This window comes from Devosia geojensis (genome assembly GCF_000969415.1).
Classification (GTDB): Bacteria; Pseudomonadota; Alphaproteobacteria; order Rhizobiales; family Devosiaceae; genus Devosia; species Devosia geojensis.
Genome location: NZ_JZEX01000118.1, coordinates 1 through 14,968 on the forward strand (window position 1 = coordinate 1; position 14,968 = coordinate 14,968).

General features: G+C 66.5%; 14 protein-coding genes. 9 read left to right on the top strand and 5 right to left on the bottom strand.

The features are described 5' to 3' along the window. Window positions 1-60: 60 nt before the first annotated feature. Window positions 61-1,338 carry a phosphopyruvate hydratase gene (eno, locus tag VE25_RS12850; RefSeq protein WP_046109039.1) on the bottom strand — a complete coding sequence of 426 codons (1,278 nt, stop codon included), beginning with the start codon at window positions 1,336-1,338 and terminating at the stop codon, window positions 61-63. A gap of 479 nt (window positions 1,339-1,817) precedes the next feature. Here eno and VE25_RS12855 point away from each other — a divergent pair, with 479 nt between their 5' ends. Further along, the gene (locus tag VE25_RS12855; RefSeq protein WP_244466918.1) at window positions 1,818-2,249 is read left to right on the top strand and encodes a VOC family protein; all 432 of its coding nucleotides are present in this window, start codon (window positions 1,818-1,820) and stop codon (window positions 2,247-2,249) included. 82 nt (window positions 2,250-2,331) lie between these two features. Next, window positions 2,332-3,282 carry an ornithine cyclodeaminase family protein gene (locus VE25_RS12860; protein ID WP_046109040.1) on the top strand — a complete coding sequence of 317 codons (951 nt, stop codon included), beginning with the start codon at window positions 2,332-2,334 and terminating at the stop codon, window positions 3,280-3,282. Here the strand turns inward: VE25_RS12860 and VE25_RS12865 are convergent. The 4 genes from VE25_RS12865 to tpiA all read right to left on the bottom strand — a co-directional run bounded on the left by VE25_RS12865 (window position 3,267) and on the right by tpiA (window position 6,698). After that, window positions 3,267-3,506, bottom strand: a complete 240-nt coding sequence (locus VE25_RS12865) for a DUF4169 family protein (protein WP_046109041.1) — start codon at window positions 3,504-3,506, stop codon at window positions 3,267-3,269. The genes VE25_RS12860 and VE25_RS12865 overlap by 16 nt on opposite strands. Window positions 3,507-3,519: 13 nt before the next feature. Continuing rightward, the gene (pyrG, locus tag VE25_RS12870; RefSeq protein ID WP_046109042.1) at window positions 3,520-5,148 is read right to left on the bottom strand and encodes a CTP synthase; all 1,629 of its coding nucleotides are present in this window, start codon (window positions 5,146-5,148) and stop codon (window positions 3,520-3,522) included. Between the two features lie 119 nt (window positions 5,149-5,267). Further along, the gene (gene secG, locus VE25_RS12875; RefSeq protein WP_046109043.1) at window positions 5,268-5,831 is read right to left on the bottom strand and encodes a preprotein translocase subunit SecG; all 564 of its coding nucleotides are present in this window, start codon (window positions 5,829-5,831) and stop codon (window positions 5,268-5,270) included. Between the two features lie 111 nt (window positions 5,832-5,942). Further along, a complete protein-coding gene (gene tpiA / locus VE25_RS12880) occupies window positions 5,943-6,698 on the bottom strand; it encodes a triose-phosphate isomerase (RefSeq protein ID WP_083988917.1) in 756 nt (251 codons plus the stop codon). A gap of 146 nt (window positions 6,699-6,844) precedes the next feature. Between tpiA and VE25_RS12885 the strand changes: the two genes are divergently transcribed. The 7 genes from VE25_RS12885 (at window position 6,845) to VE25_RS12915 (ending at window position 14,847) form a co-directional block, all read left to right on the top strand. Continuing rightward, the gene (locus VE25_RS12885) at window positions 6,845-8,719 is read left to right on the top strand and encodes a peptidylprolyl isomerase (RefSeq protein ID WP_046109044.1); all 1,875 of its coding nucleotides are present in this window, start codon (window positions 6,845-6,847) and stop codon (window positions 8,717-8,719) included. A 227-nt stretch (window positions 8,720-8,946) separates the two neighbouring features. Then, entirely contained in the window at window positions 8,947-10,455 is a 1,509-nt protein-coding gene (gene trpE / locus VE25_RS12890) for an anthranilate synthase component I (RefSeq protein WP_046109045.1), read from the top strand. Window positions 10,456-10,732: 277 nt separating this feature from the next. After that, a complete protein-coding gene (locus VE25_RS12895) occupies window positions 10,733-11,332 on the top strand; it encodes an anthranilate synthase component II (RefSeq protein WP_046109046.1) in 600 nt (199 codons plus the stop codon). After that, window positions 11,329-12,342 (top strand): anthranilate phosphoribosyltransferase, encoded by a 1,014-nt coding sequence (gene trpD / locus VE25_RS12900; RefSeq protein ID WP_046109047.1) that lies wholly within the window; start codon window positions 11,329-11,331, stop codon window positions 12,340-12,342. Before VE25_RS12895 ends, trpD begins: the two co-directional genes overlap by 4 nt. Window positions 12,343-12,344: 2 nt before the next feature. Next, window positions 12,345-13,157: an indole-3-glycerol phosphate synthase TrpC gene (gene trpC, locus VE25_RS12905; RefSeq protein ID WP_201776088.1), complete on the top strand. Its 813-nt coding sequence runs from the start codon at window positions 12,345-12,347 to the stop codon at window positions 13,155-13,157. After that, window positions 13,157-13,642, top strand: a complete 486-nt coding sequence (gene moaC, locus VE25_RS12910; protein ID WP_046109049.1) for a cyclic pyranopterin monophosphate synthase MoaC — start codon at window positions 13,157-13,159, stop codon at window positions 13,640-13,642. Before trpC ends, moaC begins: the two co-directional genes overlap by 1 nt. After that, a complete protein-coding gene (locus VE25_RS12915) occupies window positions 13,639-14,847 on the top strand; it encodes a molybdopterin molybdotransferase MoeA (protein WP_046109050.1) in 1,209 nt (402 codons plus the stop codon). Before moaC ends, VE25_RS12915 begins: the two co-directional genes overlap by 4 nt. Window positions 14,848-14,968: the final 121 nt, after the last annotated feature.

Sequence of the window (14,968 nt, forward strand, 5' to 3'; positions counted from 1 at the left end):
CCCCTCCCCTCAAGGGGGAGGGGGCCTCCTACCCCACAGTTGCGTCAAGACATGGCAGAGTTAGCGCCCCTTGACCACCGAGAACCCGGCGTACCTGGCCGACGAGCCCAGCATCTCCTCGATGCGGATGAGCTGGTTGTACTTGGCGAGGCGGTCCGAGCGCGAGAGCGAGCCGGTCTTGATCTGCCCGCAGTTCAAGGCCACGGCGAGGTCGGCGATGGTCGAATCCTCGGTCTCGCCGGAGCGGTGCGACATCACCGAGGTGTAGCCGGCCCGGTGGGCGGTATCGACTGCGTTGAGGGTTTCCGAGAGCGAGCCGATCTGGTTGACCTTGACGAGGATGGAGTTGGCGACCCCCATCTTGATGCCGGAAACGAGGCGCTCGGTGTTGGTGACGAACAGGTCGTCGCCGACGAGCTGCACCTTCTTGCCGATGGCATCGGTCAGCGCCTTCCAGCCTTCCCAGTCGTCCTCGGCCATGCCGTCCTCGATCGAGATGATCGGGAAGCGCGAGACGAGGTCTTCGAGGAACCGCGCGTTCTCGTCGGACGAGAGGGTCTTGCCCTCGCCTTCCATGGCATACTTGCCGTCCTTGAAATACTCGGTGGAGGCGCAATCGAGCCCGAGGAACACGTCCTCGCCCGGCCGGTAGCCGGCCTTCTCGATCGAGGCCATGATGAAGCTCAGGGCTTCCTCGGCCGACTTGAGGTTGGGGGCGAACCCGCCCTCGTCGCCGACGGCGGTGTTGTGGCCTTCGGCCGCGAGCCCTTTCTTGAGGGTATGGAAGATCTCGGCGCCGATGCGCACGGCCTCGGCGATGCTGTCGGCGCCAGCCGGCAGGATCATGAATTCCTGCATGTCGATCGGGTTGTCGGCGTGCTGGCCGCCGTTGATGATGTTCATCATCGGCACCGGCAGCACATGGGCGTTCGGCCCGCCGATATAGCGGTAGAACGGCAGCTCGCTCGATTCCGCGGCGGCCTTGGCGACGGCCAGCGACACGCCGAGGATGGCGTTGGCGCCGAGCTTGCCCTTGTTGTGGGTGCCGTCGAGCTCGATCAGCGTCTGATCGAGCCCGAGCTGGTCGAGGGCATCGAGCCCCTGGATGGCGTCGGCGATGACGGTATTGACGTTTTCGACGGCCCTGGTCACGCCCTTGCCCAGATACGCCTTGCCGCCGTCGCGCAGCTCCACCGCCTCGTGCGCGCCGGTCGAGGCGCCCGAGGGAACGGCCGCGCGCCCGAAGCTGCCGTCATCCAGGACCACATCGACCTCGACCGTCGGATTGCCGCGGCTGTCGAAGATCTGGCGGCCGGCGACATGGATGATAGAAGACATGAAGAAGCCCTTCCCTGCGGGATCACAAACGTTTCGCCGCTTGTCTAGACGGGGCGTGTGACAAGGAAAAGAGGGGCGGCCAAAAAAAGCAGGCACGACGGGAGCTGAGAGCGCTGCCGGGCATTAGTTCTTGCCCTGTCCCGGGCCTGTCACGTTTTACGGAAACGGGGAGGCGGATCGTGGTTGTGGCACTCTCGTGCCCCACTCACCGGCTGTCATCCCGGCGAAAGCCGGGACCCAGCCCTGATGTTATCCATGAGCACGGAAAGAGCGGCCTGGGCACTCCTGCTCCGTTCACACACCTTGCGGCTGGCGAGCTATCTCAGGATGGCCCCGGCCTTCGCCGGGGTGACATCGAGGATGGGGAGAGATGGTGCCCACCCACAGGAAGGCGCAGGAACCCCCCATTCCAATAAAGCCTGACATATCCTAGCATGCGATATGCGCCGTCCGGCGCATGCATCCCGGAGGAGTAAGTTTTGAGCGCACCCCTGATCAAGCAGGTGGCCCACACCTGCATTTTCGCCCGCGACCTCGACGCCGTCGAGGCCTTCTATCGCGACGTGCTGGGCGTGCCGCCCAAATTCGTGTTCCAGCGCGGCGACGACAAGATCGGCTTCTATCTCGATTTCGGTGGCCGCACCTTCGTCGAGGTCTTCCGCAAGGGCGAATCCCGCTTCGCCGAGACCGACCAGATCAACCACATCTGCCTCGAGACCGAAGACCTCGACGCCCTCATCGCCCATGTGCGCTCGAAGGGCGTGACCATCACCGACAAGAAGCTGGGCGCCGACGGCACTTGGCAGGCCTGGACGGCCGACCCCAGCGGGGTCAAGCTCGAGATATTCCAGTACACGCCCGACAGCATGCAGTTCGGCCCGGACGGCGCTGTTTGTCAGGTGGATTGGTAGGGGTTGCGGACCAATCGGCCTCTTTACCTCAACCATGGTTGAGGTCGTAAGTGTTCGGAATTCTCGACATGGAGTTTTTCCGATGACAGTGGTCCTGACCGACGAGCACTTTACCGGTACTGATCTTATGCCCCTGGCCATAGAGGCCGTCGAAGCGGCGATACGCGCGCGGGCGGCGGGCGCTCTCGTCTCTCCGCCACGCCGTGGTGTGGCTTTTGGGGATCGTGGCCAGTTGATCTTTACGGTCGGAGGTAGTCTGAAGTCCCCGGAGCGCGCCGGGTTTCGCGTCTACGAGACTTTTGAAGGTAAGGAGCACACGCAACTCGTCGCCGTCTGGTCGCCGGACACCGCCAAGCTCGAATGTGTGGTTCTTGGCTCGTTGCTCGGGGAACTGCGTACCGGCGCAATAGGCGGAGTCGCCATTCGCCACATGAGCGCGCCGGACGCAAGGAGCGCGGCGGTCATCGGCAGCGGTCGACAGGCGCGCATGCAACTGGAAGCGGCGGCGGCGGTAAGAAACCTGCGTGTAGTGCGAGTATTCAGCCCGACCGAGGCAAACAGGGAGCGCTTCGCTTCAGAAATGGGCGAGCGGCTCGATCTGTCCATTGAACCCGTTGGCAGTGTGGAGGGAGCGGTCTCCGACGCGCAAATCGTCATCTGCGCGACAACCAGCACAAGCCCGGTGCTGAACGCGAAGTGGCTCCGGCCCGATGCCCACGTCACGACCGTCGGTCCGAAGACCATGGACGCTCATGAACTTGGTCTCGATGTTGCCGAATGGGCTCAAGTGATCGCTACGGATTCACCGGAGCAGACGCGGGCTTACAGCAGTCCGTTCTTTCTTCACGGCTCCCAGCACGCGGATCGCATGATCGATCTGTCGCGGCTGGTGGAGGGGACTGTTAATGCGCGGCCGCAAGGACGAGAGGCTACGCTCTTCTGTTCGGTGGGGCTGGCGGGCACGGAAGTCCTGGTGGCTGCGGCACTGCTCCCCTTGGCCCGACAGGTACGTCCCCATCAAGAATCGTCGTAGAGTTCGTCTCGAGTCCACGAGCCGGCGTCAGCCGGCTTTTGCCCTTCCAGCCGTTCGAGCAGGTGCGTACTGAGGCGCTTCTCCGCCAGGTCTTTCTCCGCCGCGTCCTTCTGCCGTTCAGCCTTGGTGCGGCCGAACTTGATGCGGTTTTCGGTGGCGGTTGCTTCCTTGGCGGCGCGGGCTTTCTGCTTGCGGGCTTGGCGGAGGTTGATGACGTCGGCCATGTTGCCGGTCCGCCTACACCAACCGGCTCTGCGCCATCGCCGCCTCGATGAAGCTGGCGAACAGCGGGTGCGGTTCGAAGGGTTTCGACTTCAACTCCGGGTGGAACTGCACGCCGATGAACCACGGGTGATCGGTGCGCTCGACGATTTCGGGAAGCTTGCCGTCCGGGGAGACGCCGGAGAAGAGGAGCCCGTTCTTTTCCAGCACCTTGCGGTAGTCCATGTTGACTTCGTAGCGGTGCCGGTGGCGCTCGGAGATGTGGGTGGTGCCGTAGATGTCGGCGACGCGGCTGCCGCGCGTCAGCTGGGCCGGATAGGCGCCGAGGCGCATGGTGCCGCCGAGGTCGGTGGTGTCGGTGCGGGTCTCGGTCTCATTGCCCTTTATCCACTCGGTCATGATGCCGACGATCGGCTCGCGGGTCGGCCCGAACTCGGTGGACGACGCGTTCTTGATGCCGGCGGTGTTGCGGGCGGCCTCGATGCAGGCCATCTGCATGCCGAAGCAGATGCCGAAATACGGCACGTTCTTGGTGCGCGCAAAGCGGGCGGCCTCGATCTTGCCGGCCGAGCCGCGCTCGCCGAACCCGCCCGGCACCAGGATGCCGTTGATGTGCTCGAGATAGGGCGCGGGATCCTCGCGTTCGAAGATCTCGCTGTCGATCCACTGCAGGTTGACCTTGACCCGGTTGGCGATGCCGCCATGCGAGAGGGCTTCCGAGAGCGACTTGTAAGCGTCCTTGAGGCCGGTGTATTTCCCGACGATGGCGATATTGACCTCGCCCTCGGGGTTGTGCAGACGCTGCGACACGTCCTGCCAGGCGGAAAGATCGGGCGCCGGCGCGTCGGTGATGCCGAAGGCGGCGAGGATTTCGCGGTCGAGCCCTTCCTTGTGGTAGGCGAGCGGCACGTCGTAGATCGAGGCGACGTCGAGGCCCTGGATGACGGCGCTTTCGCGCACGTTACAGAAGAGCGAGAGTTTCTTCTTTTCCCCTTCCGGGATCGGCCGGTCGCAGCGCACCAGCAGCACGTCGGGCGCGATGCCGATAGAGCGCAGCTCCTTGACCGAGTGCTGGGTGGGCTTGGTCTTGAGCTCCCCGGCCGACGGGATATAGGGCATCAGCGTCAGGTGGAGGTAGGCGGCGTGGCCGCGCGGCAGCTCGTTGCCGAGCTGGCGGATGGCCTCGAAGAACGGCAGTCCCTCGATGTCGCCGACGGTGCCGCCGATCTCGACGAGGACGAAATCGTACTCCTCGTTGCCCTCGACGACGAAGGTCTTGATGGCGTCGGTGACGTGCGGGATGACCTGGACGGTGGCGCCGAGATAATCGCCGCGCCGCTCCTTGGCCAGGATGTCCGAATAGATGCGGCCGGTGGTGATATTGTCGCGCTTGTTGGCCGAGCGCCCGGTGAAGCGCTCGTAGTGGCCGAGGTCGAGGTCGGTCTCGGCGCCGTCGTCGGTGACGAACACTTCGCCGTGCTGGGTGGGCGACATCGTGCCCGGATCGACGTTGAGATAGGGGTCGAGCTTGCGCAGCCGGACCTTGTAGCCGCGCGCCTGCAGCACGGCGCCCAGAGCCGCCGATGCCAGGCCTTTACCCAATGAGGAGACCACGCCTCCGGTGATGAAAACGTACCGAGCCATGGGCGTTCACCTTACACAATATCACGTCGATTCGCCGAGCCCCGGAATTGCTTCGGGAACTCTGCACAAAAGAAGAAGGGGATGTTTCCATCCCCTTTTCCGTTTCGCCTTGCGGCGGGTCAGTTGCCCGCGGGCGCCGCGGGCGTTTGGGTTCCGGTCGTGGCGCCGTCGGGGGAGGTCTCCCCCGTCGCGGGCTGCGCGTCGTTCGGCTGCGCTTGGGCGGGCTGCTGCGTGGTCGCGGCGGGCACGTCCGGCACGGCGAGGTCGAGCGCATCGGCGTCGGCAGGACTGGACGCCCCTTCGGCGGGCGCTGCGGGCGCCGGAACCGGCAGGTCCGAACCTGCGCCTGCGCCGGGGCTCGTGCTGCTGCCGCCCTGCAATGCATCGAGCGCGTCGAGGACGCTGCCGGGCTGGCCGCCCTCGCCCTGGGTCGCCCGGTCGAGGATGCTCGAGGAGCCGCGGTCGAGCTCGTTGAGGATGGTGAGCCCGATGGCGGCGGCAAAGAAGAGCGTCGCCAGGATCGCCGTGGTGCGGGTCAGGAGATTGGCCGAGCCGCGCGCGGTCATAAAGCCGCCGCCGCCACCGCCGATGCCCAGCGCGCCGCCTTCCGAGCGCTGCAGCAGGATCACCACGATCAGCGCCAGGACGATCAGCAGATAGGCAACAAGAAGGACGTTCGCCATGCGAGTCTCTAGTCCTCGAAATTCAGGAGTTGGCGCGTCATACACGCCTGCCCAAACAATTGCCAGCCGATCGCGCCGCTTTTTTGCGGCGGCCGGCGGACCACGTTCGGACTACACCGCCGAGATAATGGTGTAGAAGTCGTTTGCCAAGAGGCTGGCGCCGCCCACGAGCGCGCCGTTGACATTGTTGATGTCGAGAATCTCGCGCGCGTTGATCGGTTTGACCGACCCGCCATAGAGGATGCGGATGGTGGCGCCGCGCTCGCCGAACCGGCTGGTCAGGATGTGGCGGATGCCGTTGTGCATGGTCTCGATCTCGGCATGGGTCGGCGTGCGGCCGGTGCCGATGGCCCAGACGGGCTCGTAGGCGATGATGATCTCGTGCTGGCCGGCCGCGTCCGGGACGGAGCCGGCGAGCTGGGCGGCGACCACGCTCTCGGCATTGCCGGCATCGCGCTCCGCCTCGGTCTCGCCGACGCAGATGATGGGCTTGAGGCCCGCGCCGATAGCGGCCTCGGCCTTGGCGCGCACCATCTCATCGGTCTCGTGGTGGTGGGCGCGGCGCTCGCTGTGGCCGACGATGGCATATTGCGCGCCGGCGTCGGCGAGCATGCCTGCGCTGATGTCGCCCGTGTGAGCGCCCTGGGCCTCCCAGTGGCAGTCCTGCCCGCCGGTCAGAATCCCGCTCAGCGCCCCCTGCGCGCTGGCGGCGGCGAGCATGGTGGCGGGCGGGCAGACGACGACCATGGCGCGCGGCGCCTCCCCCGTTGTCAGCAGCACCGCCAGCGCCTGCAGTTCGCTCAACGACGCCATGACGCCGTTCATTTTCCAGTTGCCGGCGATGAGGGGGGTGATGGTCACTGACACTTGCTCTGCTCCTACCTCTTGCGCCGGGGGGCGGATTGCCCTAACCCGGCTGCGTTCGCGCGCCTTGCGGCGCTTTGATGTCCCTGTCTAATATCCCGCGCCTTGCGGGGTAAAGACTTGAGAAACGGAATAGTGGAACGCCCGACATGCTCGATGGTTTGCGCAACTTTGCAAAAACAGGACCAGGCAAGGTCCTGGGTGCGTTCCTTCTGGTCGGCGTCGCCGGCTTCGGCATCAACAATGTGATCCTCGATCTCGGCAACAACACGGTGGCCCGCGTCGGGGACGAGGACATCACCTCGCTCGAGTTCCGCCGCGCCTACAATACCGAGATCAACCGGTTCGCCCAGCAGTTCGGCTCCTACCCCACCGCCCAGGAGGCGACCAACATGGGGCTGCCGTCGATGACGCTGCAGCGCCTGTCGCAGGATGCCGCGCTCGACAGTTTCGCCCGCAACTTCGGCGTCGGCGTGTCGGAAACGAGGCTCGGGCAGATGCTGCGCGAGGATCCGTCGTTCGCGGGCACCCTCGGGACCTTCGATCCGCAGGCGTTCACCGCGGTCCTGCGCAACAGCGGGTTGACGCAAGCCGAGTATTTCGCCGACCAGAGCCGGGTCGCCGGGCGCGAGCAGCTCGTCCAGTCGCTGTTCGCCGACGTCGCCATGCCGCAGACGGGCAAGGACCTGCTCGCCCGCTATATCGGCGACACCCGGACCGTCGAATACTTCATCGTCAACGAGGCGAGCGTGCTGCCGCCCGACGAGCCGACCGACGCCGACCTCGCCGCCTATCTCGAGGAGCACCAGGCCGACTTCCGTACGGTCGAGACGCGCACGGTCGACGTGCTCTCCTTCTCGCCCGATACGCTCGCTACGACCCTCGATTTCCCGGAAGAAGAGATCGCCGCCGAATACGAGCGCACGCGCGCCAGCCTCGTCACGCCCGAGCGCCGCACGATCGAGCAGGTGGTGCTGGCCAATGACGAGCAGGTCGCCGCGTTCGAAGCCGGGCTTGCCGCAGGCACCAGCTATGCCGACCTTGCTGCGCAAGCGGGGCTGACGCCGACGAGCCTCGGCACCCTCGCAGAGGCGCAGGTCACCGACGCGAGCCTCGCGGAAGCCGCTTTCGGGCTCGACGCGGGCGGCTTTACCATCATCCCCGGCGCCGCCGGACGCCGCGCCGTCCACGTGACGGCGATCGAGCCGGCGCACGAGCCGACCCTCGATGAGGCGCGTGATCAGATCAGGCAGACTCTGGCTCGCGCCGAGGCCCGCAACCAGTTCAACGAGATCCTCGACCAGATCGAGGAGCTGCGCGCCGCCTTCCAGCCGCTGGCGCAGATCGCCGAACGCTACGGGCTTGCGATCGTCGAGGTGCCGGTGACGGCGAGCGGCGCCGAGCTCTCGGCCGTCGCCGACATCCCCGAAGCCGAGCGCGGCCGCATCGCCCAGGCGATCTTCGCGGCCGAGCCGGAGCGGCTGACGCCCGGCATCTCGCTCGGCGGCAGCCACAATGTTTGGTTCGACCTGAAGACGGTCGATCCCGCGCGCGACCAGACGCTGGACGAAGTCCGCGATCAGGTGGTCGAGGCGTGGAGCCGCGAGCAGACCGATGCGCTGATCGCCGCGCAGGTCGAGGAGATCACCGGCCGGCTCGACAACGGCGAAGCGCTGGCGGACGTCGCGATGAACTACAACCAGTTCCCGCAGATCTCCTCGCCCTTCACCCGCAACGGCGAGGCCGGCACGCCGATCGACTCGACGGTGGCCAATTCGGTCTTTGCCGGCGGCCAGGATCACCACGGTTCGGCGATCAACGAAACGGGCGAGTATGTCGTCTTCGAAGTGACGGACGTGGCGCCGGCGGCCGAGCCGCTGGACGAGGCGACGCTCGCCGCGCTCGACAACGAGGCGCGCGTCGGTGTCTATGGCGATTTCGTCATGGGCGTACGCCAGGACGCGGGCCTGCGGATCAACCAGCAGGCGCTGGACCAGGTGCTGGCGCTGAGCGCCGGGCAGTAAGGCTCAGGGCGGTGGGAAGGTAATCGCATGCTTGCCACAACCGCTCCTGAGGCCTTCAACACGGCACCAAGCCAATCCCTTCACCGGGTCATCCCCGCGAAAGCGGGGACCTCCGTTTTTCTTGCCGGTTATGCAAACAGAGGTTCCCGCTTTCGCGGGAACGACCCGGTGGGGAAAACATGCTTCGGGTTCGGGGCAGCCTTCACCAACGTGTAAATGGGACCATCATGGGCGACGACTTCTATCGGCAGTTTGCGCAGCGCTACGATCAGGGCGAAGCCCAGATCGTCTGGCGCCGCGTGGTGGCCGATCTCGAAACGCCCATCGGCACCTACCTGAAGCTCGCCGCCGGGCGGCGCAACACGTTCCTCCTCGAATCCGTCCAGGGCGGATCGGTGCGCGGGCGCTATTCCATCGTCGGCCTGGAACCGGACGTCGTTCTCAAGGTCGAGGACGGCAAGGCGCGGATCAACCGCTCGGCGCTGACCCGCCCCGACGCCTTCGAGGAGATCGGGCAGGCCCCGCTCGAGGCGCTGCGAACCCTCGTTGCGGACTCGCGCATCGACATGCCCGAGGGCCTGCCGCCGCAGTCGGCGGGCGTCTACGGCTATCTCGGCTATGAAATGGTGCGCTATATGGAGGTGCTGCCGGACAGCAATCCGGATGACCTCGGGCTTCCCGAGGCGGTGCTGATGCGCCCCTCGCTGCTGGCGATCTTCGATACCTTGAAGGACGAGCTCTACCTCACCGCCCCCGTCTATGCACGCGAGGGCGTATCCGCCCGGCAAGCGTTCGAGGGGGCGCAGGCTCGGATCGACGACGCGACGGCGCGGCTGACGCGCGCCCTGCCCTATTCCAGCGACCTCGCCGACCTCGCGGCGCTCGAGGTCGAGAGCAACACCAGCGTTGCCGAATACGGCGACATGGTTGCGCGCGCCAAGGAGTACATTAAGGCCGGCGACATCTTCCAGGTGGTGCTGAGCCAGCGCTTCGAGGCCGAGTTCGCCCTGCCCGCGACCGCGCTCTACCGGGCGCTGCGGCGCACCAATCCCTCGCCCTACATGTACTTCCTCGATTTCGGCGGGTTTTGCGTCGCCGGCTCCAGTCCCGAAATCCTGGTGCGGGTGCAGGACGGGCAAGTCACCATCCGCCCCATCGCCGGGACGCGCAAGCGCGGCTCGACGCCGACGCGCGACCGGGAGCTGGCCGATGAACTGCTCTCCGACCCCAAGGAGCTCGCCGAGCACCTGATGCTCCTGGACCTGGGGCGCAACGACGTGGGGCGGGTGGCGAAGATCGGGACGGTCAAGGTCACCGACAAGTTCTTCCTCGAGTACTATTCGCACGTCATGCACATCGTCTCGAACGTCGTCGGCGAGCTCGACCCGCAATACGACTTCGTCGACGCGCTCTCGGCCGGGTTTCCCGCAGGCACCGTCTCCGGCGCCCCGAAGGTGCGCGCGATGGAGATCATCGACGAGCTGGAGAAGGCCAGGCGCGGCATCTATGGCGGGTGCGTCGGCTATTTCGGCGCCGACGGCACCATGGACACCTGCATCGTTCTGCGCACCGCCATCGTCAAGGACGGCCGGCTCTACGTGCAGTCGGGCGCGGGAATCGTCGCCGACAGCAGGCCCGAGCTCGAGCAGCTCGAATGCGAAAACAAGGCCCGCGCCCTTTTCAGCGCCGCCGAGGAAGCATTACGCTATGCCGGAGAGGCGAGGATCGGGCAATGAAGCGGATGCACAGGCACCCAACGGGCACAAACTTCCCTTCTCCCCTTGCGGGAGAAGGTGCCCGAAGGGCGGATGAGGGGTTGTCGCCACGAGTGCTGGAGTGTGGGGAAACATCGCAGCCCCCTCACCCTGATTTTCCGCTGAACGCGGAAAATCTGTCCCTCTCCCACGAGGGGAGAGGGGAAACGCGCGCCCACCGATGGTGAAGCTGGTTTTTGAAACAGAGGTTCCCGCTTGCGCGGGAATGACCCGGTGGAAGAAACCAGTGTTGGATAAAATGACCAGAACGCTCGTCATCGACAACTACGACAGCTTTACCTACAACCTCGTCCACTACCTGGGCGAGCTCGGCGCCGACATCACCGTCCGGCGCAACGACAAGATCACCCTCGAGGAAATCGCGGCCATGGCGCCGCAGGCGATCCTGCTGTCGCCCGGCCCCTGCACGCCCAACGAGGCGGGCGTGTGCCTCGCGCTCATCGACCGGTTCAAGAGCGAGGTGCCGATCCTCGGCGTCTGCCTCGGCCACCAGGCCATCGGCCAGGCCATGGGCGGCGAGGTGATCCGCGCGCCGAGCCTGATGCACGGCAAGACGAGCCGCATCACCCACACCGGCAAGGGCGTGTTCCGCGGCCTCAATTCCGGCTTCGAGGCGACCCGTTACCACTCGCTGACCGTCAAGCCCGAGACGCTGCCCGATATGCTCGAAGTGACCGCCACCAGCGACGACGGCGTCATCATGGGCCTGCAGCATAGGACATTGCCGCTCCACGGCGTGCAGTTCCACCCGGAGAGCATCGCGTCCGAGAACGGGCATGCGCTCCTGCAGAACTTCCTCAACATCGCCCGCGACTTCAACCTCGGAAAGGCCGCGTGATGGAGATCAAGGCAGCGCTGGCAAAGATCGCCCAGCACGAGGACCTCACCGGCGAGGAAATGCGCGGGGTCATTACCCGGATCATGGACGGGGAAGGAACGCCGAGCCAGATCGGCGCCTTTCTCATGGGCATGCGGGTCAAGGGTGAGACGGTGGGCGAGATCGCCGCCGCCGTCTCGATCCTGCGGGCCAAGATGGTGCCGGTCGAGGCGCCCGCGGGCGCCATCGACATCGTCGGCACCGGCGGCGACGGCGTCGGCACGCTCAACATCTCGACGGCCAGCTGCATTGTCGTCGCGGCAGCCGGAGTGCCCGTCGCCAAGCACGGCAACCGGGCGCTCTCCTCCAAATCCGGCGCGGCGCAGGTGATCGAGGCGCTGGGGGTCAAGACCGATATCGGGCCGGACGCCATCGCCAAGTGCCTCAACGAAGTGGGCATCGGCTTCATGTTCGCCCCCCAGCACCACCCTGCCCTCAAGCATGTGGGGCCTGCGCGCATGGAGATCGGCGTCAGGACCATGTTCAACCTGCTGGGGCCGCAGGCGAACCCGGCGAGCGTGCGCCGCTACGTCCTCGGAGTCTATGACAAGCACTGGGTCGAGCCGGTCGCGGCCGCGCTCCTCGCCAACCGGGCGGAGAAGGCCTGGGTCGTTCATGGCAGCGACGGGCTCGACGAGCTTTCGATCAGCGGGCCGACATTCGTTGCGCAGATCGCCAACGGGGACCTGCGGAGCTTCGAGGTGACGCCGGAGGACGCGGGGCTGCAGCGCTCGCCGCTCGCCGGTATCCTCGGTGGTGACCCGCAGCACAATGCGGGAAGGCTGCGCGCCCTGCTCGATGGCGAGACCGGGGCGTATCGCGACATCGTGCTCCTCAACAGCGCCGCTGCGTTCGTGGTTGCCGACCGGGTCAACGACCTCAAGGCCGGCGCGACGCTCGCGGCCGACATGATCGACAGCGGCAAGGCGCGCTCGACCCTGGAGCGCCTTGTCGCCCTTTCCAACGGATAGAAGTGATGACCGATATCCTCAAACAGATCGAGGCCTACAAGCGCGAGGAAATCGCCGCGGCCAAATCCATGCGGCCCTGGGCGGAGGTGGTGGCGCAGGCCCACGACCAGACGCCGCCGCGCGGCTTCGTCAAGGCGATCAAGGCCAAGCGCACGGCCAAGGAGTTCGCGCTCATCGCCGAAGTGAAGAAGGCGAGCCCCTCCAAGGGCCTCATCCGGCCGGACTTCAACCCGGCCGAGATCGCCCGCTGCTACGAGCTCGCCGGCGCCGCCTGCCTGTCGGTCCTCACCGACCGGCCGTCCTTCCAGGGGTCGCCCAGCTACCTCATCGAGGCGCGGGCGGCGACGCAGCTGCCGGTCCTGCGCAAGGACTTCCTGTTCGAGACCTACCAGGTGGCGGAAGCGCGCGCCTGGGGGGCGGACTGCATCCTCATCATCCTTGCCGCCGTCGGCGACGATGCGGCGCGGTACCTGCTCGATGCCGCCGCCGAATGGGGCATGGATGCACTGGTGGAAGTGCACGACCAGCTCGAGCTCGACCGTGCGCTGGCGCTCGACGCCGACTTCATCGGCATCAACAACCGGAACCTGCGCACCTTCGAGACGCGGCTCGAGACATCCATCGACCTCGCCGTCGGCGTGCCGCCGGGCAAGCTTCTCGTTTCCGAGAGCGGCATCATGGGCGACGAGCACCTGCGCCGGCTGGAGCGCGAAGCGGGCATCGGCGTGTTCCTCGTCGGCGAGAGCCTGATGCGCCAGCCTGACGTCGTCGCCGCGACCCGCGCCCTCCTCGAGGGCGAGAAGGTTCCCGGCTGATGACAACGCCCACGCTCACGCATCTCGACGAGCAGGGCCAGGCGCAGATGGTGGATGTCGGCGGCAAGGCCGCGACCCGCCGCCGGGCGGTCGCGGAGGCTTTCGTCATCGCCCAGCCGGAGACGATCGCCGCGATCACCGGGGGAACGCTGAAGAAGGGCGATGCCCTCGCCGTCGCCCGCATCGCCGGCATCATGGCGGCCAAGAAGACGTCCGAGCTCATTCCGCTCTGCCATCCTATCGCGCTGACCAAGGTGACGGTCGAGATCGAGCCAGTACGAGATACAGGCACCCTGCATGTCGTCGCGACGGCCGAGACTGTCGGGCAGACCGGCGTCGAGATGGAGGCCTTGACGGCCGCTTCGGTTGCCGCGCTGACGCTCTACGACATGGCCAAGGCCATCGACCGGGCGATGGCCGTCACCGATCTGCGGCTCGTCGAGAAGAGCGGCGGCAAGTCGGGCGACTACGTGCGCGCGCCATGAGCCTGCTTCCTGTCGACGAGGCGCTCACCCGCATTCTTGCCCGCGTGCCGCCGGTGCGCGCCGAGCTGGTGCCGCTTGCAAAGGCCAGCGGAAGGGTACTCGCCGCGCCGCTCGTCGCCGACCACAACCAGCCTCCGTTCGACGCCAGCGCCATGGACGGCTACGCCGTTCGCGCCGCCGACATCGTCGACGAGCACCGGCTCGAAATCGTCGGCGTCTCGCAGGCCGGCGCGGGCTATGACGGAACCATCGGTCGGGGCCAATGCGTGCGCATCTTCACCGGCGCTCCCGTGCCTCCCGGCGCCGATGCGGTCATCATGCAGGAGGAAGCGACCGTCGAGGGGAACCTGGTCCGCTTCTCCGACCGGCCGAAGCCCGGCCGCAGCATCCGCCCTATCGGCAACGACTTCGCCGCCGGGCAGGCGCTGCTGCCGGCCGGCACGCTGATGACCCCGTTCGGCCTCGCGCTCGCCGCCGCTGCCAACCGCGCGCAGCTCAGCGTCGCCGAGCGGCCGGCGGTCGCCGTCCTCGCGACTGGCGACGAGCTGGTAGAGCCCGGCACGCCGCTCTCGTCCGGCCAGATCGTCGCCTCCAACAGCTACGGCCTCGTTCCCCTGCTTTCCCCTTATGCGCGCGAGGTCACCGACCACGGCATCGTCCCCGACGACCGGGCCGCCCTCGCCGAGCGCCTTGACGCCATCTTCGCCGCGGAACCGGACGTGCTCGTCACCACCGGCGGCGCCAGCGTCGGCGACCACGATATCGTGCAGGAGATCCTGAAGAGCCTCGGCGTCGAGGTGGATTTCTGGCGGATCAACATGCGGCCGGGCAAGCCGCTGATGTTCGGCACGCACGGCAGGACACTGGTCTTCGGCCTGCCGGGCAATCCGGTCTCGGCGATGGTCACGGCCACCGTCTTCATCAAGCCGGCGCTGCGGCAATGGCTGGGCTATGCCCATCCGCGCGGCGCGACCCTGCGTCTGCCGCTCGCCGCCCCTACCCCGCCCAACAGCGGCCGCCGCCACTTCATGCGCGCGCAGCTCGTCGTAACCGAGGGGACGAGCGCGGCGCTGCCGATCCTCGAGACCGACAGCGGGCACACCTCGTCGCTCGCGCAGGCCGATCTGCTGATCGTCCAGCCGGAGAACGATCCCGGCCAGGTGACCGGAACGATCGTCGAGGCGTTGCCGCTCGACGGATTTTGACATCGCTTCGTGGTTGGGGCCGATTTTATTCAAATGTTGCAAACTGTCGGCCCCGATTTTAATGCCGGTAACGCGATGTTCACGCCTCTATTGCAGAACATAACTGGAACACGTACTATCG

Bases quoted from the DNA above. Each gene is read 5' to 3' on its own strand.
- eno (WP_046109039.1), bottom strand. From the start codon at position 1,338: ATGTCTTCTATCATCCATGTCGCCGGCCGCCAGATCTTCGACAGCCGC.
- VE25_RS12860 (WP_046109040.1), top strand. From the start codon at position 2,332: ATGACAGTGGTCCTGACCGACGAGCACTTTACCGGTACTGATCTTATG.
- VE25_RS12865 (WP_046109041.1), bottom strand. From the start codon at position 3,506: ATGGCCGACGTCATCAACCTCCGCCAAGCCCGCAAGCAGAAAGCCCGC.
- pyrG (WP_046109042.1), bottom strand. From the start codon at position 5,148: ATGGCTCGGTACGTTTTCATCACCGGAGGCGTGGTCTCCTCATTGGGT.
- secG (WP_046109043.1), bottom strand. From the start codon at position 5,831: ATGGCGAACGTCCTTCTTGTTGCCTATCTGCTGATCGTCCTGGCGCTG.
- VE25_RS12885 (WP_046109044.1), top strand. From the start codon at position 6,845: ATGCTCGATGGTTTGCGCAACTTTGCAAAAACAGGACCAGGCAAGGTC.
- trpE (WP_046109045.1), top strand. From the start codon at position 8,947: ATGGGCGACGACTTCTATCGGCAGTTTGCGCAGCGCTACGATCAGGGC.
- VE25_RS12895 (WP_046109046.1), top strand. From the start codon at position 10,733: ATGACCAGAACGCTCGTCATCGACAACTACGACAGCTTTACCTACAAC.
- moaC (WP_046109049.1), top strand. From the start codon at position 13,157: ATGACAACGCCCACGCTCACGCATCTCGACGAGCAGGGCCAGGCGCAG.
- VE25_RS12915 (WP_046109050.1), top strand. From the start codon at position 13,639: ATGAGCCTGCTTCCTGTCGACGAGGCGCTCACCCGCATTCTTGCCCGC.